Origin of the sequence: Thiomonas sp. UBA7699 (genome assembly GCF_002482605.1) — a bacterium.
Taxonomy (GTDB): Bacteria; Pseudomonadota; Gammaproteobacteria; order Burkholderiales; family Burkholderiaceae_C; genus Thiomonas; species Thiomonas arsenitoxydans.
On the sequence record NZ_DLGH01000009.1, the window covers coordinates 71,894 to 96,857 of the forward strand.

The following is a 24,964-nucleotide window of genomic DNA, read 5'->3' on the forward strand; positions in this document are numbered from 1 at the left end:
CGCCGCAAACCCGCATAAACCGGTTTTCACAGGCGTTTACACGGACAATAAGCGCTCCGTCGTTTTCCGCTCCCCGCATGCAGCCCAACCTAGACCGCACGTCCGCCATCACCGTCTATCTGGCCTCCGCCAGCCCGCGGCGGCAGGAGTTGCTGTGGCAGATCGGCGTGCCCTTCGAACTGCTGGCGCCGCTGCCCGACGAAGACAGCGAGGCGCTGGAAGCCGCGCTGCCCGGCGAGCCTCCGGCCGACTATGTGCAGCGCGTCACCCGCCTCAAGCTGGAGGCGGCGCGCGAGCGTCTGGCCCGCTGCCGCCCCGAGGTCTCGCCCGAGGCCGCCGTGTTGCTGTGCGCCGACACCACCGTGGCGCTGGACGGCGTGATTTACGGCAAGCCGGAAAGCGCCGACGACGCCGCGCGCATTCTTCGCACCCTTTCAGGCAAAACGCACCAGGTGCTCACCGCGGTCTGCGTGCAGCGAGGCGCGGCGCGACACGCGGCGCTGCAAACCTCGCAGGTGCGCTTCGCCGCCTTGAGCGAGCAGGACATCGCCGACTACATCGCCAGCGGCGAGCCTTTTGGCAAGGCCGGCGCCTATGCCCTGCAAGGGCGCGGCGCGGCCTTCGTGGAACACCTCAGCGGCAGCGCCAGTGGCATCATCGGCCTGCCGCTGTTTGAAACCCTGCAGCTGCTGCGCGCAGCCGGTTGGTCTGCCCACCCGCACAGCCCCACACCACAAGAGACAACGCGCCCATGAATCCCACACCCGAAGACATTCTCATCAACATCACCCCGCAGGAAACCCGGGTCGCCTTGGTGGCCCACGCCGCGGTGCAGGAACTGCACATTGAACGCAGCCTGGAACGCGGTCTGGTGGGCAATATCTATCTGGGCAAAGTGGCACGGGTGCTGCCCGGCATGCAGTCCGCCTTCATCGATATCGGTCTGGAGCGCACCGCCTTTTTGCATGTGGCCGACCTGTGGCAGCGCCAGGCCATTCCCGTGCCCACCGAGGCCGCCAGCGAAGCCGCGACAGCACCGCCCCTTCAGCCCATCGAAAAGCTGATCTACGAAGGCCAGACGTTGATGGTGCAGGTGCTCAAAGACCCGATCAACACCAAGGGCGCGCGCCTGACCACGCAGATCAGCCTGGCCGGACGCATGCTGGTGCACCTGCCGCAAGACAACCATATCGGCATTTCGCAAAAAATCGACGGCGCAGAGCTGCGCACCGCATTGCGCGAACGCATGAGCGCCCTGCTGGCGGCGGATGCCGGCGATTCGCAAGGTTTCATCGTGCGCACCAATGCCGAAGACGCCAGCGACGCGGAGCTGGCCGAAGACATCGCCTACCTGCGCAAGACCTGGGCCGCCATTCAGCAGCGCGCGCACGTCACCAGTCCCAGCGCCCTGATCTACCAGGAACTCAGCCTGGCGCAACGCGTGCTGCGCGATCTGGTGAGCGACGCCACCCGCAGCGTGCAGATCGACTCGCGCGAAAACTTCGAGCAGCTTCAGAGCTTCGCCGCCGAATACATGCCCCGCGTCAGCGGCCGCCTGCAGCTCTACCGCGGCGAGCGCCCGCTGTTCGAGACCGCCAACGTGGACGAGGAAATCGAGCGCGCGCTGGGGCGGCGGGTCGATCTCAAATCCGGCGGCTACCTCATCATCGACCAGACCGAGGCGATGACCACCATCGACGTCAACACCGGCGGTTTCGTCGGCGCGCGCAACTTCGACGACACCATCTACCGCACCAATCTGGAAGCCACCCAGGCCATCGCGCGCCAACTGCGACTGCGCAATCTGGGCGGCATCATCATCATCGACTTCATCGACATGCACAACGCCCAGCACCGCGCCGCCGTGCTCGACGAACTGCGTAAATCGCTGGCGCGCGACAAGGTGAAAGTCACCGTCAGCGGCTTCTCGCAACTCGGCCTGGTGGAACTCACCCGCAAACGCACCCGAGACTCGCTGGCGCACATGCTGCTGGAGCCCTGCCCCACCTGCGGCGGGCTGGGGCAAGTGAAAACCGCGCGCACCGTGTGCTATGAAATCCTGCGCGAAATTCTGCGCGAGGCCAAACAATTCAACCCGCGCGAGTTCCGCATCGTCGGCGCCGCCGACGTCATCGACCTGTTCCTCGAAGAAGAAAGCCAGCATCTGGCCTCGCTCTCCGACTTCATCGGCAAGCCCGTCTCGCTGCAGGTCGAGCCCGCGTTTTCGCAGCAACAGTACGACATTGTGCTGACCTGACAGCCCCCGCCTGTTTCCCGCCAGTCCTGAGCTGGTCGATACGGTTTGTCCAGCGCAATCAGCTTGACAGCACGACGGCAAAGCCAAGGACGCGCCAGGCCACTTGCAACAAATCCGTCTTAATGTAACAGCGGAGACTTCGCCGTCCTGCTGCGATTGGACTGATCACGCCGTGTCAATTGGCTTCATTGCATGAATATTCTTTGCGAATTTTCTGATAGGAATGCCGAGGAATCGTGCAACCCATTGAAATTCTTAAAATATAAGAAAATAATTATTATATTTTTCACCATATAATTATTTTATTATATTTAATGCCCCGAATTTGACACAAATTTAATTCATATAAGTAACAAGAAAAATCCATTTGTTGAGAGTTGCAATCTCTATTTGAATCCGCCTTGCTGAAGTCCTTCAGTCCAGAGCCGAGCAGCACGCTATCGGGTTCAAAAATAGATCAAGGAGGAGATTGCATGAAAAAAAGCATCATGGCAGCTGTAGTCATAGGGGCATGCTGTCAAATGGCCCACGCTAAGGAGGGTGCCCAGCTCTACGGCGTCATCGACATGGGCATTGAAAGGCTGACCTATGACAACACCAGCCTGAACCGGCTCGGTTCCGGCGTGCAATCCACAGACCGGATCGGGATACGAGGACAGGAAAATTTAGGAGGAGGTTTGCAAACATTTTTTTATGTCGAAACCGGATTTTGTGGGAACGGCACTAATTCGTTTCCAGGCAGCCTCGTATACAAAGGGGATAACAGTGCCGTGGGATCGAGTGTTTGCTCGGGTGGGGGGTTCATGGGTCGCCTCAGCGTGCTGGGGTTAAAAAGCCGCTATGGCGTTTTTAAGGCCGGTCGCTTTTACAGTCTGAATTATGACAATCTCGTCAAGATCGATCCATTCATGACAGGGATGACTGGGGCTGTGAAAAACATCGACCCGGCAGGCTATAACTACGTTCGATTTTCGCAGGCTGTTGGATACCGGACTCCCGATTTTGGCGGGCTAACGGCCGCCATGCTCTACGCATTTGGTGGACAGCCCGGAAGCTTCTCAAAGGGACAGTCTTATGAACTGAACGTGGATTATGAATCCAAAAAATTTACCGCTGGAATTGATTACCTAAAAAATAACCATCCGTACAGCGCAGGCAGCAAATTTAATCCTTATGTTGCACTGGCCTGGGAATTCGGTCCAGCTGCAACGCTCACCCAACAGGGCTCGTTCAATAATGAAGTCGTCCAGCTCTATGGTGGATATGATTTTTCCGTCGCCAAACTGACTGCACTTTACTCTGACGAAAAATACGGCGATGGTCTGCCCTATGCGGCAGGACATTTCGTACCGGATTTGAAAATATGGATGCTTGGCGCAACTATTCCCCTGCCGCGAGGGAAATTTCTGGCTTCAATTTCCAGGCGCAGTGACATGAACAAATCTGACACCACTGCAACGCAAGTGGCCATTGGTTATCTTTATCCGCTCTCCAAGAGGACGAACATCTATACATCGTATTCACGCATCCGCAACGATTCGGCAACAGATTTGTATGTTGGCGATAACGGTTTCACCGCACAGGGAACCGTTGGCGGCGCGAGTGCCAGTGGTCTAACCATCGGCCTGCGTCATTTCTTCTGATGGCTCCAGCGCCATTACCCACTTTGTCCAAGGAAACATCATGAACATGTTCATCCGACGTGCGCTTGTTGGCGCAACGCTCACTACATTTGCATTCTTGCCCGGTCTGGCACACGCTGAGGATACGGTTCCGGCAATCGCCACGCAGTCGCACTACGGTGCGATCTTCCAGATCGACTCCGGTAGTCCAGGCGCTATCAAAAAGACCATCAACAATATAGAAAACCTGCTCCATGACCCCAGGCTCAAAGGCAAGGTCCAGGTCGAGTTGATCGCCAACGCCCAGGGATTCGCCGCCTACGTCAAGAACAATGGTTTTGAGAAAAAATTGCAAGTTCTGCAACAGCAGGGCGTGCTGTTAGCGCAATGTGCCAATACCTTGCGCGAGTTGCATGTGGATCGCAAGGATCTATATCCATTCATCACTGTGGTGCCGTCCGGAATGGGAGAAATCACCATTCGGGAAGCGCAAGGGTGGGCGTATATCCATCCCTCAGCACCGAAGCCTGGTCTATGATCGAGGCACATCAAAAAGATAGGGATGCACTGCGTCCCTGTCTTTTTGATTTCAGGCGCGTGAAACGCACCTCTTGTTTATTTCGGGCAGGTGGCCGTGCTGCCCGGCACTTTGCCGACCAGCAGCAGGAAAGAGGAGAACGGGTCCATGGCGCGCATCGCCACCATCTTCGGCCCCTGGAATTCGAGGCGACCGAACATCATGGCTTTCATCGGGCCGTATTCGCCCTTGCCCATTTCTTCCCACTGCTTGGTGTTGGCGTGCATGAGAAAGTCGACATCGAAATTAGGCTTGAGGGTGGGCGCGCCGCCGGAGACGCACATGGCCTTGTCGTTTTGCAACTGCAACTTGAGTTCAACCGCGGTGTCCTTGCCGCAATCGGTGCGGTACATCTCCACCAGCTTGTAGCCGCGGCCTTTGTCGTCGTGCATGAACTCGCCCTTGAGTCCGTTGGTCAGCTCGGGGGTGTTGTTCCAGGCGGTGCAGGCTTCGCTGGCCCATTGGGGCGACATCAGCACCGGGGTGTCGGCCCAGGCTGTGGCCGACACGCAGGACAGGGCCAGACCGGCGGCCAGACCGAAGGCTTGCAGCGAACGGCGGGGGTTGAACAGTGTTTTCATGGGGGGTTGTCTCCAAGAGGGTTTGAAACACTCGCGCAGGGGATGGTGATGGAGCCCTGCCGTGGCGCGACGACACGGCGACAGGCTGGATTTCAAGCGGGTGGGTCAGTCAGGCAACAGCTCCTGCGCGCGCTGAGCGAAGGCTTGTGCTTGTTTCTCGTCGATGAACAGACGGATGAATTTGACGCAGGCTTGCACGGCAGCGGCATGGCCTTCGGGTGTATCGGGGTGTTGCTCGATTTTCTGCACCAGCCGGGGGGCCTGGGCGCCAAACTGTTCTTCGACGAGGGCGATGAGCAGGCCGTGGGGGGTCTGCTGCGGCGCGTCGGCGGCAAACAAGGAGGCGGGCGCAACTGAGAGAGACGCGGCGGTGTTGCGCACCAGATAGCCCTCATCGAGCAAGCCGCGCAGCGCTAGCAGGCAGCGCTCGGGGTCGGCGCCCGCTTTGAGCAACTCGGCCACCGGCCGATGGCCATCGGCCATGATGAGCAGATTGCGCTGCCCGGGCAGGAGATGGTGGGCACGGGTGGCGAGTTCTTCACGACCCTTGGGCGTTTTTTCCAGTATCCAATCGAGCGGCAATTCAGCAGACATCTCCTTCGGGCGCGGCTTGGGCGCCGCACCGGTCTCCTTGGTTTTGATCGCGCAACACGCTGCGCCACAGTCCAGGGAGTATGCCGATTTGGCGCCCGATTGACACCGGGATGAACCCGCAGAAAAAAGGCCCGCACGCGGCGGGTCTGGATGAAACGTCTGTGGGATGCTCAGACTTTGGTGGTCTGCGGCAAGCCGGTGATGTAGCCCACGGCAGCGCCATAGCCGTTTTCGTAGTTCTTGTCGATCAGTGGCTCCAGAGTCTGGTACACCTTGGCGTGCAGGCCGGTGGTATTGGTCACGCCGTTGGCGGTGACGGTCTTGATCTCCCAGTCGCCGGGGTGCTGGAAGTTGCTCATCACATACATCCAGCCGTTCACGTCATCGACGCCCTGCAAGCCAGTGCTCTCGGCACCCGCCGGGGTGGAGAGGATGCGGCTGAGTTGCTTGGTATCGACGTTGTACGCCCAGAGGAAGTTGTTGACATGCATGCCGCTGTCTTCGCCGATGAACAGGGTGCGCAGCTTTTCCGAGAACTTGAGATTGTCGGGGTTGGCGATCTTGTTCGGATTGGCGAGATTGCCCAAGGCATCGGGCGTGGCCAGGTCTTCGCCCACCAGCGCGGCAGGCGCAGCCATGTCCACCGGCACCCACTCGCTGTTCATCGCGGCGCCGCTGGTGTCCACTTGCCCGGCCTTGAGGTTGAGGGCGTACACCGCACCGGCCTTCGGCCCGGCGACTTTGAAGCCGGGGATCGAGCCATCGACCATCGACGACTGGATATAGGACATGGCGGAGTAGGCGATCTTGTCCTTGGCGTTGACGGTCGTGCCTTCCATTTTGGTGAAGGCCATGGTGCCGCCCTTGAGCCCGGCGTAGCGGTGGGTTTCGAGGAAGGCTGCCGCCTTTTCCTGCCCCGGAACGAGCTTGATCCAGTTTTTCTTGCCGCCCAGCCAGACCTGGGTGTAGGTGGAATCGCCCGGGTCGGTGGTCTTGACGTCCATGATGCTGGGCGTGCCGCCGTTTTGCGCCGCGGCCTGCGCCAGCGCCAGCACTTCCGCGCTGGTGGCATGGCCGAGGTTCACCCATTTCAGCGTGAAGGTGCCGGTGCCCACACCCGGAGCGCTGGTCTGCGTTGCTTGAGCAACGTATAGCGTGCCGGCCGACAGGTCGGCGGCTTTATCGGCGATGAACAGGAACAGGCCGCCGTTGGTGGCGTCGTCGCCCATCAGCGCGGTGCGCTGGTCGGGCATGACCTGGATGAGTTCATGCGAAATGCGGCCCATGCAGTAGTGTTTTTTCACCGTGCCGGTGCCGTCGGCGTTGACGGTAACTTCGGGCAGATGGCCGTAAAGATAAGGATTGGCCTTGACCGGATCGCTCACCGCGGCGGCGTCGCCGTACAGATTGGTGATGAAGGCCTGGAACTGGGTGTTCTTGGCGATGGAGGCGGCGTCGGGCTCGTATTCTTCGCTGGACAGATGGGTGCCCCAGGGCGACAAGCTGGCGCCGCAGGTGATCCACAGGCCATTGGCCGGTGCGGTGGGCACGTTGTAATACTTCACCAGACTGAGCTTGCCGGTGGCCGGGTCTTGGTCGAGGGTGAGCACGGCGATGGGCGATGGCAGTTTGCCGTAGGCCGAGACACCCGCCTGATCCAGGCTGGTGTATTCGAACTGCACCACGGCGAACACGGTGTTGCCCTTCACCCCAGCCACCTTCGCGCCCGGCACCGTTAGCAGCGTCGTGCCGTCGGGGGCGTCAGAGAAAAACTGTCGTGCCGACGCTGGCACGGAGTTATCCATGATGGGCTTGCCGTTGATGTCGAAGTAACTGCCGGCGATCAGTGTGCCGCCATTGCCGTTGGGTACTTGCTGGCCAGTGATGAAAAACGGTTGGTAGCCAAGCTGGTAAGTCTGGCTGCTGCCGTCGCTGTAGGCCACTTTGAGCGCCGAAGCGACGTTGGTCGTCGCCATGCTCGCCGGGTCGGCGATGCCGGGCGCGGCCATCGCGGTGAAGGCTGCGGCCGTGGGGGTGGCGGTGGCCGCAGTGGCCGCCGTCGAGCCGCCACCGCAGGCGGCGAGCAGGGCGGAACCGCCCAGGCCGGCGCCCAGCGGCAGCAAAGGCGCGCCACCGAACAGCTTCAGGGCCTGGCGTCGTGAAGGATTGGCTGGGGATTGGGACATCTTGAACTCCATCAGGGAAGGGCCGACAACAATAGCGTTACGGCTGAAAACGAAAAGTTACAGTTCAAATGTGACAAGATGTTGAATCGTCTGCCGCGCCCTGCGCGTTTGCGTCCGGCGCAAAGCGCCATCGTGCGAACATGTCGGCATTGCTCCGCCTGCTGCCCGCCTCGATGTTCAAACTCCCGCAAGTCCCCTTCCCTCCCGACAATATGGGCCGCCGCCGCTGCCTGCACGCAGGCGCCGGACTGGCTTTGGGCGCGCTGCTGCCCCCTGCGGCCTCGGCCCAGAGCGCTGATACATCCACATCCGCTCCGCTTCCCGGCGCGAGCAGCGTGGCTCCAGCCGCAACGCTGTCTTCGGCCCAACTGGGCGACTGGAATGTCGGCGCCGTACAGGCCTTGATTGCGCGCATTGTGGAGCGCAACAAGCTGCCCGAAGCGCTGGTAGCGCGGCTGATCGGCCGGGCGCAATACAGCGCGACGGTGGCACGGCTCATTCTGCCGGGGCCGCCGGGCAAGAAAAACTGGCGGGTGTACCGCAGCCGCTTTCTCGACATTCTGCGCATCGGCGCGGGCAGCGACTTCATGCAGGAATTCGGCGTGTGGTTCCAGCGAGCGCAGGAGCGCTACGGCGTGCCGCCGCACATCGTCGCGGGCATCCTCGGAGTGGAGACGATCTATGGCCGCAATATGGGCAACTTCCGCGTGGTCGATGCGCTCTCGACCCTGGCGCTGCGTTACCCCGCGCAGGCGCCGCGCGACCGCAGCGCTTACTTCGGCGTGCAGCTCGGCGATTTTTTCCAGTGGTGCGCACAAGACGCACGCAACCCGCTGCAGGTGCGCGGCTCGTATGCGGGAGCCATCGGCATGCCGCAGTTCATGCCCGAGAGCATCTTGAAATATGCGGTGGACTTCGACCACGGCGGCGGCATCGATCTGATCAACGACCCGGCAGACGCCATCGGCTCGGTGGCCAGCTATCTGGCGGCCAAGGGCTGGGTGCGCGGCCAGCCAGCGCACTTCCCCCTGCAACTGCCGCCCGATCTGCCGCAGGCCAGTCTCGACACCTTGCTCGGGCCCGACATTACGCCAACCTTCACCGCCGACCAGCTCGTGGCAATGGGCCTGCCGCTGCTGCCGCAGGCCCGCGCCTATGCGGGCAAGCTGGCCGTGGTGCAACTGCCCAATGCCGACGCCGCGCCCGACTATGTGCTGGGCACGGACAATTTTTACGTCATCACCCGCTACAACCAGTCGGCGTTTTACGCGTTGGCGGTCATCGAGCTGGGCGAAGTAGTGGCTGCTGCTGCGGCGGCAGCTCAATCCTGAGGCGTGGCGCTGAGCTGGCGGATGCCCGCAAGCACGATGGCGCTGAGCTCGGCCACATCCTGCCCGTAGCGGCGGGCGGCGTTCAGCTCGCCCAGATCAAGCGCGGCCTTGGCCTGGCGCGCGAGTTCATGGATTTCGGCATGCTGCTCCAGCAGCAGCGCGTAGCGCGGGTCGCGGCCGTAATACAGCCGCCCCTGACCGTTGAGCCACAGGCCGAGGTGGCACTGGTTTTCCGCCGCCACATCGAGCACATGGTCGGGAAACGGCACCTCGCCGCGCACCGCCTGCTGCAGCCGTTCCACCCGGCGCAACTGCGCCACCTCGACTTCGTGCGGGAACTCGGCGGCGCGCAGATTGGCCGTGGGCCGCACCCAGGTCTGCACCCAGGTGGCCACGGCGTCGGCGGGCAACGGGCGGGCAATGGCGTAGCCCTGCGCCAGGGTGCAGTTCATCGCCGCCAGCACCGAGAGATGCTCCAGCGTTTCGGCGCCTTCGCCAATGACTTCCAGCCCGAGCAGATTGGCCGCGGTGACCACGGCGGAGACGATAGCGAAGTCTTTCGGGTCGTTGACCATGTCGCGCACGAAGGACTGATCGATCTTGATCGACTGCGCGGGCAACTGCTGCAAGTAAGTGAGCGAGGCCGCGCCGGTGCCGAAGTCGTCGAGCGCGACGCTCAGGCCAAGATCCTGGCAGCTTTGCAAAATCTGCCGCGCCTGCTCCAGGTTGCGCAGCGGCGCCGACTCGGTGACCTCGAGCATCAGCCCGCTCGCGGGAAAACCGGGATGGTTGTGCAGCGCCTGATGCAGATCGTCCAGAAACTCGGGCGCCAGAAGATGCTCGGCGCTGATATTGACAGCGATATGCAGCTCCAAGCCCTCGGCGCGCCACTGCACGCCCTGGGTCAGCGCCTGGTCGAGCACGAAGCGGCCGATGGCGCGCGCCAGCCGTCCGTGGTCGAGCACGCTGGCAAAGTCGGCCGCCACCATTTGCCCGCCCTGCTCGGTCTGCAGACGCAGCAAGGCTTCGACGCCCACCACCGCGGGCCGCGCCGGATCACCCCCGATGGCCACGATGGGCTGGTAATTGAGCGACAGCCGCCCTTGCTGCAAGGCGGCCTCCACGCTTTCGAGCAAATTTTTCTGGCGCTGCGCCTCGCGCTCGAAATCGGGCTTGAAACGCAGGTAGCGATCTCGCCCCGCAGCCTTGGCGGCATAGAGCGCCAGATCGGCGCGGCGCAGCAAGGTTTCGGCATCGCCGCCGTCTTGCGGATAAAGTGCGCAGCCCAGACTCACCGAAATCGACGCCTGCCGACCCACGCCCAGATCGAAGGGCTGGCGCAGCGCCGAGAGGATGCGCTGCGCCGCCGCTTCGGCCGCGATTTCGCCGCTGCCCAGCCCCTCCGTCAGCAGCACGGCGAATTCGTCCCCGCCCATGCGGGCCATGACTTCACCTTCGCGCAGGATGGTCTGTAGACGCTGCGCGGTTTCGCGCAACAAAGCATCGCCGGCCGAGTGCCCATAGGCATCGTTGACTTGTTTGAAGCCATCGAGATCGAGCAGGAGCAGGCCGAATTCGCCCTGACGTCTCCAGGCGGTTTCAAGCGCCACCTGGAGCCGCTCGCGCAATAGCGCGCGGTTGCCGACCGCCGTGAGCGGATCGGTGATAGCCAGGGTACGCAGCCGCTGCTGCTGAACCTGCGCCAGCGCCTGTTCGCGGCCGATCTGGCCCGTGGCGTAGCGATACAGCACGGTGAGCAGCAGCAACAGCAGCAACAGCCCCACCATCGGCGGCCAGATGGTGTGCAGGTATTGCGTCCACAGCAGACTGCCTGGCACCGAAACCGCCACCGCCAGATCGGGATAGCCCGGCAACCGCTGCCAACTGCCGATACGCATCGAACCGTCCGCTGCGACCCAGCCGTTGTAATGCGCACTAGGGGTCGCCGGCTGATTGGTCAAAGACTGGGCGAATACCCCGGTCTGCGGCTTGGAGAAGAACGACGCTTCTTTGGGTGCTGGCCAGCGGGCGAGCACATAGCCATCGTTGCGCGCCAGCACGGCGGCAATTCCGCTGTAAGGCAGCGCCGTGTTCGCCAGGGTTTGTTGCAGAAAAGCCTGGGTACTGACCGCGGCAATGACGTAGAACGCCGGATGCGTCTGCCCCGCGGGTATCTCGCGCACCAGCGGGATCACCCATTTACCCAACAGCGGACCGATCAGGGGGCGACCGATGATGAGCTTGTTTTTCTGCGGCTGGGCGCGCAGGCGCGCCAGCGCATGCAGCAAATCGGGATAGTGCTGCAGATCGGGGAGTTTGTCCGAGCGCAGCGAGCTGCCCAGAAAACGCCCATCGGCCGATACGATGTTGATCGACAGCGATCCCGGCAGCAGCGCCTGCCTGCGTTCGAGCAGAATCTGCAGCACTTCGGGATGCTGCAGCAAATCGGCCTTGTCTTGAAGGTCGGAGCCGGTGGCTTCGAGCACCGACGAAAAACCCTGGAAGTAAGACTGCGTTGCGCTCACCAGAAAACTCGAACTGGTGTCGAGCGAGCCGTAGAGAATCTCGCGCTGCCCCCGCCAGGAGGTCACGGCGTAGACCAGCGCGAGCACGACGAAGGTGATGAACAGCGTCCAGTAAGTGCGGCGTATCCAGCGCTGCACGATGGGCGTCGGCGCCAGTTGCGGCGCCTGACCAGAGGCCGACAAGGGCAGCTCGGACTGCTGCTCCATCCCGAAAGTCAGGGTATCGGGTGAGGCGCCGTTGACGTTCGGCTCGGAAGTCATTCAATCGGGGCAGTGGACATCATCGGGGTGGATTTCAAGCTTGCTGCACTTTACCCTGCGCTGGCAAACCACCACAACGCCCCATTCCCGGACTTCGGTGAAGAGCCGCGGATTGTGTGAAAGACTTCACAATTCCTGCTCCAGCGGCACCGGCTGCTGGCGCGCGTTGAGGGCGACGTGAATCCCGGCGAAGATCAACAAAGCCGCCCACAAGTGATACCAGTGGATGGTTTCGCCCAGAAACAACCAGCTCAGCAGCGCGGCGAACAAGGGCGCCAGATTGCCGAAGTAAGACGGAATCTGCGCCCCGACCTTGCCCACCGCGCTGCCCCAGCACCAGTAGGCCAGCAGCGACGGCAACACCGCCACATAGGCCAGCGCCAGCCAGACCGGGCCGCCCCAATGAGTCGTCTGACCGCCGATCCAGCGTTCGGCCAGCATGAAAGGCAGGATGGACAGCACGCCCCAGATCATTTGCGCGGCCAGCGAAGTCATCGGCGCCAGGCCCAGGGGCCGCTGCCGCAGCTCCCAGGTGTAGATCGCCCACAGAAACACGGCCACGAGCATGATGAGATCGCCCGGCGCGAAGTGCAGCGCCGTCAGATGCGCCAGATCGCCCTTGGCCACGACCAGCGCCACCCCGGCGATCGACAGCATGGCGCCGATCCATTGCGCCCGTCCCACAGTCTGCTTGTAAAACGCCCCGCCGATCAGCAGGATGAACACCGGCGCGCTGGAAGTGATGAGCGAGACGTTGAGCGGCGTGGTGGTCTCCAGCGCCACGTATTGCAGCGAGTTGTAGCTGCCCACCCCCAGAATGCCCATGACCGCAAGCGACTTCCACTTGCTGCGCAACACCGCCCGGTTGCGCCACAGATCGGGGCCGACGATGAGCAGCGCCAGCAACAGCGCGAACAACCAGCGGTAAAAGCTCAGCGCCATGGGGGGAATCTGCCCCACCATCAGCCGCCCCACGACGGCATTGCCGGCCCAGAACAGAGGCGGCAGGGTCAGCAGAAGAACGGTGCTTGGGTCAAGAAAGGAGTGGCTTTTGGAAGGCATGGGCGCATTATTTCAGTGCACCCGTCAATCTGCTCAACAAAGCGCACGCCGCAAGGGGGCCTGAGAGACGGTCAGTCAGCCCTTATTCGTACACCTCGGCCTGCGCCAGCCGGGGCGCCGCCGCATCCTTGGCGGCAAGACTCGGCTGGCCGCCCGGCAGGTGCAAACCTTTCAGCGGCCAGGCGATGGCCAGTTCCGGATCGTTCCAGGCGAGATTGCGGTCGTGTTCCGGGTACCAGTAGTCGGTGGTCTTGTAGAGGAAGTCGGCGGTTTCGCTCAGCACCAAAAAGCCGTGGCCGAAGCCCGGCGGCACCCACAGCAGGCGCTGGTTCTGCGCGCTCAGTTCCACGCCCACCCACTGCTTGAACCGAGGCGAGCTGCGGCGCAGATCCACCGCCACATCCCAGACCGTGCCGGCGACCGCGCGCACCAGCTTGCCCTGCGGCTTGACGAGCTGGTAGTGCAGGCCGCGCAGCACGCCCTGGGCGGATTTGGAGTGGTTGTCCTGCACGAACTCCACATCCAGCCCGGTGTCCAACGCGAAGGTTTTGCGGTTGTAGCTCTCGAAGAAAAAGCCGCGGTCGTCGCCGAACACCTTGGGTTCGAGGATGAGCACTTCGGGTAGGGCGGTGGGAATGACCTTCATGCCTTCTCCTCGGCCAGCAGGCGCAGCAGATATTGGCCGTAGCCGTTCTTTTTCATCGGGGCGGCGAGTTGTTCGAGCTGGGCGGCAGTAATCCAGCGTTGGCGGAAGGCGATTTCCTCCGGGCAAGCGACCTTCAGGCCCTGACGCTTCTCGATGGTGGCGATGAACTGCCCGGCTTCGAGCAGGCTGTCGTGGGTGCCGGTGTCCAGCCAGGCGTAGCCGCGGCCGAGGGTCTGCACTTGCAACTGGCCCTGCTGCAGATAGACGCGGTTGACGTCGGTGATCTCCAGCTCGCCGCGCGGCGAGGGCTTGAGGTGGGCGGCGATGTCGCACACCTGCGGGTCGTAGAAGTACAGGCCGGTGACGGCGTAGCTGCTCTTGGGCTTGGCGGGCTTTTCTTCGATGCTGATGGCGCGGCCGGTGGCGTCGAACTCGACCACGCCGTAGCGTTCGGGGTCGTGCACGTGATAGGCGTAGACCGTCGCGCCTTGGGTCTGGGCGTGAGCCTCTTTGAGCGAGGCTTGCAGATCGTGGCCCCAGAACAGGTTGTCGCCCAGCACCAGCGCGCTCGGCGCGTTGCCGATGAAGTCGCGGCCGATGATAAAAGCCTGCGCCAGGCCGTCGGGGCTGGGCTGCACCGCGTACTGCAGGCTCAAGCCCCACTGGCTGCCGTCGCCGAGCAACTGGGCAAAACGCGGGGTGTCTTGCGGGGTGGAGATGATGAGCACCTCGCGGATGCCCGCGAGCATGAGCGCGGACAGCGGGTAGTAGATCATCGGCTTGTCGTACACCGGCAGCAGTTGCTTGCTCACCGCCTGGGTGACGGGGTAGAGCCGGGTGCCGGAGCCACCGGCGAGGATGAGGCCTTTGCGGGCTTGGGTCATAGCGGAAGTCACAGCGGAAGTTCGTCGATCAGGCGTTGCACCTGGGTCTGCCAGGGCGGCAGAAACAGGTCGAAGGTGGTTTGGAGTTTGCTGCAGTCCAGCCGGGAGTTGGCCGGGCGCGGGGCGGGCAGCGGGTAATCCGCCGTGGTGATGGCCTGCACGTGTTCGGGCGCGCAGCGCAGCGGCAGGCCGCGCGCAGCAGCGGCAGCGATGACGAATTGCGCGTAGCCGTGCCAACTGGTGCTGCCCTGCGCGGTGAGGTGGTAGAGGCCGCTGGCCTGTGCGGCGAGCGCCGGGTCAGTGCGCAGGCGTTGCAGCATCTGCGCGGTGGTGTCGGCAATCAGCTCGGCGCTGGTGGGGGCGCCGAACTGATCGGCGATCACCCGCAGGCTGTCGCGCTCCGTGGCGAGTTTGAGCATGGTCTTGGCGAAGTTGCCGCCGCGCGCGGCGTACACCCAGGAAGTGCGCAGGATGAGGTGGCGGCAGCCGCTGGCGGTGATGGCCTGCTCACCCGCGAGCTTGCTGCGGCCGTAGGCGCTTTGCGGGTTGGGGGTGTCGGCCTCGGTGTAGCTGCCGGGCGCGGGTTTGGCACCGTCGAACACGTAGTCGGTGGAGTAGTGCACCAGCATGGCGTGGTGTTCGGCGGCCCAGGCGGCGAGCACGCCCGGGGCAGCGGCGTTGATGCGCTGGGCCAGTTCGGGGTCGGTCTCGGCTTTATCGACGGCGGTGTAGGCGGCGGCGTTGACGATAAGCTCAGGCTGCTCGCGTTGCAGCACGGTGCGCAGGGCATCGAGGTCGCCAAGGTCGGCTTGGGTGCGGTTCAGCGGCCGCACGTCGCCCAGCGGCAGCAAGGCGCGGCGCAGCTCCCAGCCGACCTGGCCGTCGGCGCCCAGCAGCAGGATGCGCGGCGGGTTCAAGCGGCAGCTCCGTACTGTTTGCCGACCCACTGGCGGTAGGCGCCGCTGGTGACGTGTTCCACCCAGTCCGGGTTGTCGAGATACCACTGCACGGTTTTGCGCAGGCCGGTGGCAAAGGTTTCTTGCGGCGTCCAGCCCAGTTCGCGCTCGATCTTGCGGGCGTCGATGGCGTAGCGCCGGTCATGGCCGGGACGGTCGGCCACAAAAGTGATCTGCGCCCGGTAGCTGCTGCCATCCATCTTGGGGCGGAGTTGATCGAGCAGGTCGCACAGGGTGTGCACCACATCGAGATTCTTCACCTCGTTGCAGCCGCCGACGTTGTAGGTCTCACCTAGGCGACCGGCTTCGAGCACGCGGGCGATGGCGCGGCAGTGGTCTTGCACATACAGCCAGTCGCGTACGTTCTGGCCGTCGCCATACACCGGCAGGGGTTTGCCGGCCAGGGCGTTGTGGATCATGAGGGGAATGAGCTTTTCGGGGAACTGGTAGGGGCCGTAGTTGTTGGAGCAGTTGGTGGTGAGCACCGGCAGGCCGTAGGTGTGATGCCAGGCGCGCACCAGATGATCGCTTGCGGCCTTGCTCGCGCTGTAGGGGCTGTTGGGCGCGTAGGGGGTGGTCTCGGTGAAGGCGGGGTCGGTAGGCGAGAGGCTGCCGTACACCTCATCGGTGGAGACGTGCAGGAAGCGGAAGGCGGCTTTCTCCAGCGCGGGTAGCGAGGCCCAGTAGGCGCGGGTGGCTTCGAGCAGCTCGAAGGTGCCTTGCACATTGGTGCGGATGAAGTCGCCGGGACCGTGGATGGAGCGGTCGACATGGCTCTCGGCGGCGAAGTGCAGGAGGGCGCGGGGGCGGTGCGTGGTCAGCAGCGCGGCCACCGCTGGGCGGTCGCAAATATCGAGCTGCGCGAAGTGGTAGCGCGGGTCGGAGGCCACTGGGGCCAGGCTCTCCAGGTTGCCCGCATAAGTGAGCGCGTCGAGCACCAGCACGGGCTCGTCTTGCTGGCCCAGCCAGTGATGCACAAAATTGGCGCCGATGAAACCGGCGGCTCCGGTGAGGAAGATCATGAGGAAACGTCCGATGCAGGTCAGCAAAATTCTCAAAGCATAACCAAGGCGGCCGTTGCCGACGGCTGCCTGCAGCCGCGCACGCGGCAGCCGCGCTCAACATTCGACGATATTCACCGCCAGACCGCCGCGGGCGGTTTCTTTGTATTTGGTCTGCATGTCCGCGCCGGTGTCGCGCATAGTCTTGATGACCTGATCGAGCGAGACGATGTGGCGGCCGTCGCCGTGCAGGGCCATGCGCGCGGCGTTGAGCGCCTGCACCGAAGCGATGGCGTTGCGCTCGATGCAGGGCACTTGCACCAGCCCCCCAACGGGGTCGCAGGTCAGGCCGAGGTGGTGTTCCATGCCGATTTCCGCGGCGTTTTCCACCTGTTCGGGCGTGCCGCCGATGACAGCGCAGAGCGCACCGGCAGCCATGGAGCAGGCCACGCCCACTTCACCCTGGCAGCCGACCTCGGCGCCGCTGATGGAGGCGTTTTCTTTGTAGAGCAGGCCGATGGCGCCCGCGGTGAGCAGGAAGTCGGCCACGCCCGCCTCGCTCGCGTCCGGGACGAAGCGGGTGTAGTAGTGCAGCACGGCGGGGATGATGCCCGCAGCGCCGTTGGTCGGCGCGGTGACCACGCGACCGCCCGCGGCGTTCTCTTCATTGACGGCCAGGGCGAAGAGATTGACCCAGTCGATGACTTGGAGCGGATCGCTCAGCGGCGTTGGCGGCATCGGCAGCGCGGAGGCATCAGTCAGCGCAGCGCCGTCTGCGCCGCTCAGGGTGCGATAGAGCTTGGGCGCACGGCGCCGCACATGCAGCCAGCCGGGCAGCTCGCCTTCGGTGGCGCAGCCATGCGCGACGCAGGCTTGCATGACCTGCCAGATGTGCTGCAGGTCGCGGTTGATTTCGGCATCGCTGCGCCAATGCTGCTCGTTGCGGCGCATGACGTCCGCGATGCTGAGTTGGTGCGCACGAGTGAGTTCCAGCAGCTCTGCTCCGCTGTGAAAAGGCAGGGGCAGCACGGTGGTGTCGGGCGCGATGCGTTTTTGCTTTTCGCCATCGGCCGCGACGTCTTCGCTCACCACGAAGCCGCCGCCCACGGAGTAGTAGATCCGCCGATCAATCAGCGCGCCAGCAGCGTCATAGGCGGAAAATTGCAGGCCGTTGGCATGCAGCGGCAACTGCTTGAGCGCGAAAAACACAATGTCGCGCGCAGGGTCGAAGTCCAGCACTTGTGTGCCGAGCAGATCGAGCCGGTGCGTGGTCTGCAGCGACGCGATGCGCGCGGGAATGGTGTCCACATCCACGGTATCGGGCTGCTCACCCATCAGACCGAGGATGACCGCCTTGTCGCTGCCATGCCCCTTGCCCGTTGCGCCCAGCGAGCCATAGAGCGCGCATTCCAATCGGGCGACGCGGGACATAAGTTGGCTGCTTTGCAGATGCAGGGCGAACAGTCGCGCCGCCCGCATCGGCCCCACGGTGTGCGAACTGCTGGGGCCGATGCCCACCTTGAACAGATCGAACACGGAGACGGCCATGACGTCTCCTTCAGATCAAGCCTGCGCCGCGCAGGCTGCGATGAGATCGGCGGCGAAAGCATCGACCGATTCCGGCGTGGTGTCCCAGGCGCACATCAGGCGACAGCCGCCGTCTGCGATGAATTCATAGAAGCGCCAGCCCTGGCCGTGCAGGGTATCGATGACGGCCCGCGGCAGATGGGCGAACACCGCGTTGGCCTCGGGCGGATGCATCACCCGTACGCCGGGCACCTCATGGATGGCAGCATAAAGACGCTGCGCCATGGCGTTGGCATGGCGGGCGTGACGCAGCCAGTTGTCGTTTTCCAGCATGCCCAGCCAGGGCGCGGAAATGAAGCGCATTTTCGAGGCGAGCTGCCCGGCCTGCTTCACGCGCCAGGCGAAATCGGCGGACAGTTCGCGGTCGAAAAACACCACGGCTTCGCCCACGGGTAGACCGTTCTTGGTGCCGCCGAAGCACAGCACGTCCACCCCGGCGCGCCAGGTGATGTCGCTCGGATGACAGCCCAGCGTAGCCACGGCGTTGGCGAATCGGGCCCCGTCCATGTGCAGCTTGAGGTGATGGCGCTTGGCCATGGCGGCAATGGCTCGCACCTCTTCGACGCTATACACCGTGCCCAACTCGGTGGCCTGGGTGATGGAGACGACCTTGGGCTTGGGCGAATGGATGTCGCTGCGCTTGGTGGCCAGAAAGTCGATGGCCTCGGGCGTGAGCTTGCCGCGCCGCGCCTGCGCGCTTTCAGCCTCGGTGATCAGCAGCTTGGAGCCGCCGGAGAAAAATTCCGGACAGCCGCATTCATCGGTTTCGATATGCGCCACCGGGGTGCAGATCACTGCGTGATAGCTCTGGCACATGGCGGCCAGCGCCAGCGAGTTGGCGGCCGTACCGTTGAACACGAAATACACGTCGCAATCGGTCTGGAACAGATCGCGCAGCCGGTCGGAGACGCGGTGCGTCCAGCCATCGTCGCCATACGCCGGCTGATGGCCCGAGGCATTGGCCTGCAGCAGCCAGTGCAGGGCTTCGGGACAGATGCCGGCGTAATTGTCGCTGGCGAAATGCTGGCGGAGTTCAGGGGGGTGCATGGTGCGTCTTTTTAGGTGTAGTCGCTGATGGGCAGGCAGGCGCACTGCAGGTTGCGGTCGCCCCAGGCGTTGTCCACCCGGCCCACGGGCGGCCAGTATTTGTTGGCCCTCAAGGCGGAAATCGGAAAGGCGGCCTCCTCGCGGCTGTGGGCATGCGCCCAATCCGCGCCGAGCACGCTCGCTGCGGTGTGCGGGGCGGCCTTCAAAGGATTGTCCTCAGGAGGCCATTCCCCTTTTTCCACCCGGGCAATCTCGGCGCGGATGGCGATCATGGCGTCGATGAAGCGGTCGAGCTCGGCCAGCGACTCGCTCTCGGTCGGCTCGATCATCAGCGTGCCCGGCACCGGGAAGCTCATGGTCGGTGCGTGAAAACCGTAGTCCATCAGGCGCTTGGCGACATCTTCGTTGCTGATGCCCGTGGCATCCTTCAGCGGGCGCAGATCGAGAATGCATTCGTGCGCCACGCGGCCGTTCTCGCCGGTGTAGAGCACCGGATAATGGTCCTTGAGCTTTTCGGCGATGTAGTTGGCCGACAGAATGGCCACGCGGCTGGCCTGCGTCAGGCCGTCCGCGCCCATCATGCGCATATACATCCACGAAATCGGCAGCACGCTGGCATTGCCCAATGGCGCTGCGCTCACTGCCCCCACCGCTTCAGGACGGTCCACTCCCGCAGTGCGATGCACTGGCAGGAACGGGGCGAGGTGGGCGCGCACGCCGATCGGCCCCACGCCGGGGCCGCCGCCGCCGTGCGGAATGCAGAAGGTCTTGTGCAGATTCAGGTGCGACACATCCGCACCGAACTCGGGCGGGCTGGCCAGGCCGACCAGCGCGTTCATATTGGCGCCGTCCACATACACCTGCCCGCCATACTGGTGGATGATGTCGCAAATGGCGCGCACTTCGGTCTCGAACACGCCGTGCGTACTCGGGTAGGTGATCATGCACGCGGCGAGCCGGTCGGCATGCTGCTCAGCCTTGGCGCGCAGATCGGCCAGATCGACGTTGCCCTGCGCATCGCAGGCGGTGACGACCACCCGCATGCCCGCCATCTGCGCAGACGCCGGGTTGGTGCCGTGGGCCGAAGAGGGAATCAGGCAGACATCGCGATGCCCTTCACCCCGGCTGGCGTGATAGGCGCGAATGACCAGCAGCCCTGAGTACTCGCCCTGCGACCCGGCGTTGGGCTGCAGGCACATGGCGTCGTAGCCCGTGGCGGCACACAGCCATTGTTCGAGCTGCTTGGCCAGTTGGGTGTAGCCGCGGGTTTGGTCTGCGGGCGCAAAGGGGTGTATGGCGGCGAACTCAGGCCAGGTGATGGGCGTCATCTCGCTGGTGGCGTTGAGCTTCATGGTGCAGGAGCCCAGCGGAATCATGGCGCGGTCGAGCGCGATGTCCTTGTCGGCCAGACGGCGCAGGTAGCGCAGCATTTCAGTCTCGCTGCGATAGCGATGGAACACCGGATGGGTGAGGAATGCGCTGACTCGGGCCAGTTGCTGCGGCCAGCGCGGCGCCACACCCTTTTCGGCGGCGGCAAACAGCGCCTCATTCTGCGTCACGCCGAAGCAGGCCAGGATGTCGGCCAGATCGCCGCGGGTCACGGTTTCGTCCAGCGACACCGCGACATGCTGCGCGCCGATGCGGCGGAAGTTGATGCCCCGCTTCAGCGCAGCGGCATGCACCTCTTCAGTGCGCGCACCAGTGTGCACCGTCAGGGTGTCGAAGAACTGGGCGTTGAGCACCGGCAGGCCGACCTGCTCCAGCCCCTGCGCCAGCAATACGGTGTAGGCATGCACCCGCTGGGCGATGCGCTTGAGGCCCTCGGGGCCGTGATAAACCGCGTACATGCTAGCCAGCACCGCGGGCAGCACCTGCGCGGTGCAGATATTGCTCGTGGCTTTTTCGCGGCGGATGTGCTGCTCGCGGGTTTGCAGCGCCAGGCGATAAGCCGGTTGTCCGTGCGCGTCCTGGCTCACGCCGACGAGGCGGCCGGGCATCGAGCGCTTGAGCGCGTCGCGCACCGCCAGATAACCGGCATGCGGGCCGCCCAGCCCCAGCGGCAGACCGAAACGCTGGGTGGTGCCGCAGGCGATGTCGGCCCCGAGTTCACCCGGCGACATCAGCAGGGTGAGCGCCAGGAGATCGGCCGCCACCACGACCAGCACGCCTTTGGCCTTGAGCGCGGCGATGCGTTCGCGGTCGTCGCGCACGGTGCCGTCCACGCCCGGGTATTGCAGCAGCACGCCGAAATACTCACCTTCCAGCGCCTCGTCCACCGCGCCGGTAACGACCTCGATGTCCAGCGGCGCGGCGCGGGTGAGCAGCACTTCGAGGGTTTGCGGCAGCACATCGTCAGCGACGAAAAAGCGCTGCGATTTGGAGGGCGACTTGCTCGAACGCAGCGCCAACGTCATGGCCTCGGCGGCGGCGGTGGCCTCGTCGAGCATGGAGGCGTTGGAAACATCCATGCCGGTGAGATCGGCCACCAGGGTTTGGAAGTTGAGCAGCGCCTCCAGCCGCCCCTGGCTGATCTCCGGCTGATACGGCGTGTACGCGGTGTACCAGGCCGGGTTCTCCAGCACATTGCGCTGAATGACGCCGGGCATCAGGGCGTTGTAGTAGCCCTGGCCGATATAGCTGCGCATCACCCGGTTGCCGCTGGCGATGCCCCGCAACTCGCTCAGCGCCTGAGCTTCGTCGATGGCCGCCGGCAAGTCGAACGCCTGCTTGCGTCGGATGGCCGATGGAATCACCGCGCTCATCAAACCCGACAGATCTTCAGCGCCCAGCGCCGACAGCATCTGCTGCTGCTCTGCCGCATCGGGGCCGATGTGACGGCGCTGGAAGGCCTGCGCGTCTTCAAGATCGCGCAGCGCGGGTTGGGTGGACATCAACATGCGTATCTCCGGAAAGGCAGGTGTGTTCAGGCGTTCTTGAGCAGTTCGGCGTAGGCGGCTTCGTCCATGAGGCCGTCGAGCTGGCTCGGATCAGACAGCTTGATGCGGAAAAACCAGCCGCTGTCTTGCGGGTCGGTGTTGGCGAGCGACGGATCGGCGCGCAGGGTCTCATTGACCTCGGTCACTTCGCCCGAAACCGGGCTGAATACATCGGCCGCCGCCTTCACCGACTCGACCACGCCCACGGTGTCGTGCGCGGCGTAGGTCTTGCCCACTTCGGGCAGATCGACGAACACCACGTCGCCCAGCGCATCTTGCGCATGCGGGGTGATGCCCACGGTGGCGACGCCAGCGGCATCGACGCGAATCCATTCATGGTCGGGGGTGAATTTCAGGCTCATGGAAAACTCCGGATATCAAAAAGGGAATCAAATTAGACGCGGCAAGGCATCAAGGCTGCAATCGCGCCATCAACCGCGCCAATAGCGGTGAGTCACAAACGGCATGGGTTGCAACTGCATGGGCACGGCACGGCCGCGCACCTGGGCATACAGCGTGCCCGCGGGAACGGCAAACTCGGCGGCGACATAGGCCATCGCCACGGGGCCGCCCGCGCTCGGCGCAAAGCTGCCGCTGCTCACCCGGCCCGCCGAGCGGCCATCGGCGGCCAGCAGCTCCGCGCCCTCTCGCACCGGGGTGCGATCCAGACCGATAAGGCCGATGCGGCGCCGGGGCGCGAGATTTGGCTGATCGATTTGGGCCAGGATGACTTCGGCGCCCGGAAATCCTCCGGCGCGCGCGCCGCCGTGGCGCCGCACCTTCTGAATCGCCCAGGTCAGCCCCGCCTCGACCGGCGTGGTCGAGGTGTCGATATCGTGACCGTAAAGACAGAGCCCGGCTTCGAGCCGCAAGGTGTCGCGCGCCCCCAAACCGATGGGCTCAACCTCGGGCAGAGAGAGCAGCAAACGCGCAAGCCGCTGCGCATCGGCGGCGGCCACCGAGATTTCCAGCCCGTCTTCTCCGGTGTAGCCACTGCGTGTGGCAAAAATGCGAATCGCCCCGCCCTCGGCCGGCACATCCATCCAGCGACCTGTCATGAACACCAGGTCGGCCACCTCGGGCACCAGACGGGCGAAGGTCTGCACGGCTTGCGGCCCCTGCAGCGCCAGCAAGGCCTGCTCGGGCATGGGCACAACCTCGCAGCGATCAGAAAGCGTCTGCAGCAAGGCCACATCCTGCACCTTGCAGGCGGCATTGACGATAAGGAATAGCTCCTGCCCGGCTCCATCGGCACGCTGACGCGGAATCACCATCAGGTCGTCGAGCACGCCGCCCTGCTCATTGGTGAACAAGGCGTAGCGCTGCTTGCCCTCGGGCAGCCCCTGGATGTCCATGGGCACCAAGGTTTCGAGCGCCGCAGCGGCGTCATCGCCGCGCAGCGCCACTTGCCCCATATGCGAAATATCGAACAGCCCCGCGCTTTGCCGGGTATGCAGGTGCTCGGCCAGAATGCCCTTCGGATATTGCACCGGCATGGCATAACCGGCAAACGGCACCATGCGCGCACCGAGTTCAAGGTGCAAGGCGTGCAGGGGAGTCAAAATCAGTTCGGAATCTGCGGAGTGGGACACGTCGGTTCTCGCGGGGGGTGAGACGCCTGAAGGCGCCAATGCCGCCGCATCTCTTGCCATCGCGGCGCAAGACACAGCACTCAACCCCTCGCTGTCCTGGGTACCTGAGAGATTGATCCGGCGAACCCGAGTTGCCAGACTTGCCCCTTCGGTGAGCGCTCAATTTCAGCGCCACTCTCCAGTGAGGAACACCTTGCGGTGTGGTCAGTCCTTTTGCCTGAGCGGTACACCCGGTAAGGGCTTACGCCTTCGGCGGCCGCATGACACCGCAGCGCTCTCCTGACTAGAGCCAGTGTATCGCAGCCCGACAAAGGCTTGCGCGGATTATTTTTTTCGGCGCTCTGCCCCGCCCAGCCCCAGGCTTTCACGATACTTTTGCCGTCTTGCCTGCTGCCGATCGGCCATGTCGCCCATGGCCCGCTTTTTCGAGATGCCGAACATGGGGTCGATGATCTCCCACCAGATGAACGCCAGCGCCAAGGGCAGGAGCACCCACCACCAAGACCAGGCCGCCACGGGCCCGATGCTCAGGAGTTTGAGGACGATAAAGATCAGACCCAGAATGACAAACGCCATGACAGTGCACCCATGAGAGGAAATAGCGACAAGATACAAAAGGAAACACCGATTTGCACTGCGCGTGTTGCGTGAAATCAATCTGAAATGACACCTGAGCAATTCTCGCTGACTTCTTGTGCTGCGCGTCAACCGAATTGATTAAGATGCGTTACTTGGCTGTACCCGTTTTGTTTAACCCTACTGGAGGACTGGAATGAAAAAAGCTGTTTTCGCTGCTGCCCTGGCCGCTGCCGCCACCATGACCATGTCATCGGCTTTCGCCGCTGAAGACATGCTGGCTCTGGCCAAATCGAAGAACTGCCTGGCTTGCCACGCAGTGGACAAAAAACTGGTTGGCCCGTCCTACCAGGAAGTCGCCGCCAAGTACGCTGGCAAACCGGGTGCGGTTGACACCCTGAGCAAGGCCATCCTGCACGGCGTGTCTGGCGTGTGGGGCCCGGTGCCCATGCCCGCCAATCCGCAAGTCACCCCCGCCCAAGCCAAGCAACTGGCCGAGTGGGTGCTGTCCCTGAAGAAGTAATTCATACGCATTCATAGGCGACACCCGCAACATCTAATGTTGCCTTGAAGGACGTAGATCGATAGGTCTGCGACGCTGAAAAGCCGAGATGCCGCTAGGTCTCTCGGCTTTTTTATGCGCGCCGCTCCCACAGACTGAGTCGGCGCCCACAAAAAAGCGCCCCGAAAGGCGCTTGGGTTTGATGGACCGCTGCCGCAACAGACGGTCTAATCGCACCGGG

At 63.6% G+C, this 24,964-nt stretch carries 21 protein-coding genes and 2 riboswitches; of the genes, 6 read left to right on the forward strand and 15 right to left on the reverse strand.

Features of this window, described 5'->3' with window-relative positions; genetic code table 11:
* The first annotated feature begins 77 nt into the window (after positions 1-77).
* The 4 genes from B3H47_RS03450 (at position 78) to B3H47_RS03465 (ending at position 4,417) form a co-directional block, all read left to right on the forward strand.
* Positions 78-755: a Maf family protein gene (locus B3H47_RS03450; protein WP_286986039.1), complete on the forward strand. Its 678-nt coding sequence runs from the start codon at positions 78-80 to the stop codon at positions 753-755.
* Positions 752-2,257, forward strand: coding sequence for a ribonuclease G (gene rng / locus B3H47_RS03455; RefSeq protein WP_286986041.1), 1,506 nt, complete (start codon positions 752-754; stop codon positions 2,255-2,257). The genes B3H47_RS03450 and rng overlap by 4 nt, the downstream gene beginning before the upstream one ends.
* A 473-nt stretch (positions 2,258-2,730) precedes the next feature.
* A complete protein-coding gene (locus B3H47_RS03460) occupies positions 2,731-3,900 on the forward strand; it encodes a porin (protein ID WP_286986042.1) in 1,170 nt (389 codons plus the stop codon).
* A gap of 40 nt (positions 3,901-3,940) precedes the next feature.
* Positions 3,941-4,417 carry a DsrE family protein gene (locus B3H47_RS03465; RefSeq protein WP_013106837.1) on the forward strand — a complete coding sequence of 159 codons (477 nt, stop codon included), beginning with the start codon at positions 3,941-3,943 and terminating at the stop codon, positions 4,415-4,417.
* Positions 4,418-4,494: 77 nt separating this feature from the next.
* Here the strand turns inward: B3H47_RS03465 and B3H47_RS03470 are convergent, their stop codons facing one another.
* The 3 genes from B3H47_RS03470 to B3H47_RS03480 form a co-directional block, all read right to left on the reverse strand.
* Complete coding sequence (locus B3H47_RS03470) at positions 4,495-5,037, reverse strand: SCP2 sterol-binding domain-containing protein (RefSeq protein ID WP_013106838.1); 543 nt, start codon at positions 5,035-5,037, stop codon at positions 4,495-4,497.
* A gap of 105 nt (positions 5,038-5,142) precedes the next feature.
* Entirely contained in the window at positions 5,143-5,631 is a 489-nt protein-coding gene (locus tag B3H47_RS03475) for a hypothetical protein (RefSeq protein ID WP_276709637.1), read from the reverse strand.
* A 170-nt stretch (positions 5,632-5,801) separates the two neighbouring features.
* Complete coding sequence (locus tag B3H47_RS03480; RefSeq protein ID WP_276709635.1) at positions 5,802-7,817, reverse strand: PhoX family protein; 2,016 nt, start codon at positions 7,815-7,817, stop codon at positions 5,802-5,804.
* A gap of 140 nt (positions 7,818-7,957) precedes the next feature.
* Between B3H47_RS03480 and mltB the strand changes: the two genes are divergently transcribed.
* The gene (gene mltB, locus B3H47_RS03485) at positions 7,958-9,148 is read left to right on the forward strand and encodes a lytic murein transglycosylase B (protein ID WP_286986045.1); all 1,191 of its coding nucleotides are present in this window, start codon (positions 7,958-7,960) and stop codon (positions 9,146-9,148) included.
* Here mltB and B3H47_RS03490 read toward each other — a convergent pair.
* The 12 genes from B3H47_RS03490 to B3H47_RS03545 all read right to left on the reverse strand — a co-directional run bounded on the left by B3H47_RS03490 (position 9,139) and on the right by B3H47_RS03545 (position 24,221).
* Positions 9,139-11,934, reverse strand: coding sequence for an EAL domain-containing protein (locus B3H47_RS03490; RefSeq protein WP_286986047.1), 2,796 nt, complete (start codon positions 11,932-11,934; stop codon positions 9,139-9,141). The two genes, mltB and B3H47_RS03490, sit on opposite strands and share 10 nt — an antisense overlap.
* Before the next feature lie 126 nt (positions 11,935-12,060).
* The gene (locus B3H47_RS03495) at positions 12,061-12,996 is read right to left on the reverse strand and encodes a DMT family transporter (protein WP_276709630.1); all 936 of its coding nucleotides are present in this window, start codon (positions 12,994-12,996) and stop codon (positions 12,061-12,063) included.
* A gap of 82 nt (positions 12,997-13,078) precedes the next feature.
* Positions 13,079-13,642 carry a dTDP-4-dehydrorhamnose 3,5-epimerase gene (gene rfbC / locus B3H47_RS03500; protein ID WP_286986048.1) on the reverse strand — a complete coding sequence of 188 codons (564 nt, stop codon included), beginning with the start codon at positions 13,640-13,642 and terminating at the stop codon, positions 13,079-13,081.
* The gene (gene rfbA / locus B3H47_RS03505; protein WP_286986049.1) at positions 13,639-14,526 is read right to left on the reverse strand and encodes a glucose-1-phosphate thymidylyltransferase RfbA; all 888 of its coding nucleotides are present in this window, start codon (positions 14,524-14,526) and stop codon (positions 13,639-13,641) included. The genes rfbC and rfbA overlap by 4 nt, the downstream gene beginning before the upstream one ends.
* An 8-nt stretch (positions 14,527-14,534) precedes the next feature.
* The gene (gene rfbD, locus B3H47_RS03510) at positions 14,535-15,443 is read right to left on the reverse strand and encodes a dTDP-4-dehydrorhamnose reductase (RefSeq protein ID WP_286986050.1); all 909 of its coding nucleotides are present in this window, start codon (positions 15,441-15,443) and stop codon (positions 14,535-14,537) included.
* Positions 15,440-16,504: a dTDP-glucose 4,6-dehydratase gene (gene rfbB / locus B3H47_RS03515; protein WP_286986051.1), complete on the reverse strand. Its 1,065-nt coding sequence runs from the start codon at positions 16,502-16,504 to the stop codon at positions 15,440-15,442. The genes rfbD and rfbB overlap by 4 nt, the downstream gene beginning before the upstream one ends.
* A 96-nt stretch (positions 16,505-16,600) precedes the next feature.
* Positions 16,601-18,031, reverse strand: coding sequence for an L-serine ammonia-lyase (locus B3H47_RS03520; protein WP_286986052.1), 1,431 nt, complete (start codon positions 18,029-18,031; stop codon positions 16,601-16,603).
* Positions 18,032-18,046: 15 nt separating this feature from the next.
* Positions 18,047-19,117 carry a threonine aldolase family protein gene (locus tag B3H47_RS03525; protein WP_286986053.1) on the reverse strand — a complete coding sequence of 357 codons (1,071 nt, stop codon included), beginning with the start codon at positions 19,115-19,117 and terminating at the stop codon, positions 18,047-18,049.
* 11 nt (positions 19,118-19,128) lie between these two features.
* Positions 19,129-22,014 (reverse strand): aminomethyl-transferring glycine dehydrogenase, encoded by a 2,886-nt coding sequence (gene gcvP, locus B3H47_RS03530; RefSeq protein ID WP_286986054.1) that lies wholly within the window; start codon positions 22,012-22,014, stop codon positions 19,129-19,131.
* 26 nt (positions 22,015-22,040) lie between these two features.
* Positions 22,041-22,415, reverse strand: coding sequence for a glycine cleavage system protein GcvH (gene gcvH / locus B3H47_RS03535; RefSeq protein ID WP_156053428.1), 375 nt, complete (start codon positions 22,413-22,415; stop codon positions 22,041-22,043).
* A 69-nt stretch (positions 22,416-22,484) separates the two neighbouring features.
* A complete protein-coding gene (gene gcvT / locus B3H47_RS03540) occupies positions 22,485-23,645 on the reverse strand; it encodes a glycine cleavage system aminomethyltransferase GcvT (protein WP_286986055.1) in 1,161 nt (386 codons plus the stop codon).
* An 81-nt stretch (positions 23,646-23,726) separates the two neighbouring features.
* Positions 23,727-23,837, reverse strand: a riboswitch (glycine riboswitch).
* 3 nt (positions 23,838-23,840) lie between these two features.
* Positions 23,841-23,937: riboswitch (glycine riboswitch) on the reverse strand.
* A 32-nt stretch (positions 23,938-23,969) separates the two neighbouring features.
* Positions 23,970-24,221, reverse strand: a complete 252-nt coding sequence (locus B3H47_RS03545; protein ID WP_276708009.1) for a TIGR04438 family Trp-rich protein — start codon at positions 24,219-24,221, stop codon at positions 23,970-23,972.
* A 196-nt stretch (positions 24,222-24,417) separates the two neighbouring features.
* On the opposite strand from B3H47_RS03545, the gene B3H47_RS03550 reads away from it, so the two are divergent.
* Positions 24,418-24,744: a c-type cytochrome gene (locus B3H47_RS03550; RefSeq protein WP_013106855.1), complete on the forward strand. Its 327-nt coding sequence runs from the start codon at positions 24,418-24,420 to the stop codon at positions 24,742-24,744.
* Positions 24,745-24,964: the final 220 nt, after the last annotated feature.